This is a genomic window from Streptomyces sp. URMC 126, assembly GCF_051386555.1.
Taxonomy (GTDB): domain Bacteria; phylum Actinomycetota; class Actinomycetes; order Streptomycetales; family Streptomycetaceae; genus Streptomyces.
This window is the reverse complement of the sequence record NZ_JBPQTX010000616.1, coordinates 1-1,208: the sequence shown is the minus strand read 5'-3', so window position 1 is coordinate 1,208 and position 1,208 is coordinate 1. Positions and strand designations below refer to the sequence as shown.

Here is a 1,208-nt window from a genome sequence, read left to right as displayed (position 1 = left end):
CCGGCGCAGCAGGCCGCCGAGCCCCCGCCCCCGGCCCCGGCCCCGCCCCGAAATATTGAGGCGCCACCCCACCCGCCCCCGGCGCATCCGGCAGGGGCCGAGCCGCGAGGGCAAGCGCCGCCGCCGGATCGACCACACCCGCCCCGAGCTCGTCGCTGCGCCCACCAGGCGGCGCGTCCCGCGCACTCTCCACGAGGAGCCTCCGCACCTGGGCCGGGCCCAGACCGGGATGGGCGGACCGGACGAGCGCCGCCGCGCCGGAGACGAAGGCCGCGGCGGCGCTCGTCCCCCACCCCTCGTAGTAGCGCCGGTCGGGGTCGGCGATGACGACGCCGACGCCCGGCGCGCTGAGGGTCGCGTACCACCGCCGAGTGGAGAAGGCGGCCCGGCCGCCGTTCCGGTCGACGGCGGTCACGGCGATGACGCCCGGGTACGCGGCCGGGTAGGAGGCGTGGTCGCCGTCGCGGCCGCCGTTGCCGGCGGAGGCGACGACGACGGCGCCCTTGGCGAGGGCGTAGCGGACGGCGGCGTCCTCGTCCGCGTCCGGATGGGCGGTCGCGCTGTCGTCGCCGAGGGAGAGGTTGATGACGTCGGCGCCGTGGTCGGCGGCCCAGCGGATGCCGGCGGCGAGGGCGCCGCCGCGTGCGCCGCGCGCGCGGGCGCGGGCCGGGTCGCCCTCCTCCAGGATCACGCGCACGGGCAGGATCCGGGCCTCGGGGGCCACGCCGAGCACCCCGTCGCCGTCGCCCGTCCCGTGGCCGCGCCCCGCGACGATCCCGGCCATGGCGGTGCCGTGCCGCGCCCAGGACCGGTCGCCGCGCCCGGCGCCGAAGCCGACGAGGTCCTTGCCGGGCAGCACCCGGCCGCGCAGGTCGGGGTGGCCGGCGTCGACGCCGGTGTCGAGCACGGCGACGGTGACCCCGGCCCCGCGCGTGGTGCGCCACGCCTCCTCCAGGTGGAGCGCGTCGAGTGCCCACTCCTGCGCCCGGACCGCGTCGGCGCGGGCGGGTCCGGCGCTCACGACGGCGAGGACGGCCGCGAGCGCGACGGCCGCGAGGCGCGGCCTTACGGGGGCGGCCCGTCCGGTGCCGGACCGCGGGCCGCCTCCGGGTCCGCGGTTCGTGCCGCGCGAGACGGCGTGAGGGAACCGCGCGACGCGCCGCGGCGCCCCGGCCCCCGGGCCGCTCGAACCGAACCACCGCCCCGCC

At 80.8% G+C, this 1,208-nt stretch carries 1 protein-coding gene; it reads right to left on the bottom strand.

All coding sequences use genetic code 11. The features are described 5' to 3' along the window. A partial coding sequence (gene mycP, locus ACSNOK_RS33120; protein ID WP_436784488.1) for a type VII secretion-associated serine protease mycosin occupies window positions 1-1,021 on the bottom strand: 1,021 nt, incomplete at its 3' end. Window positions 1,022-1,208: the final 187 nt, after the last annotated feature.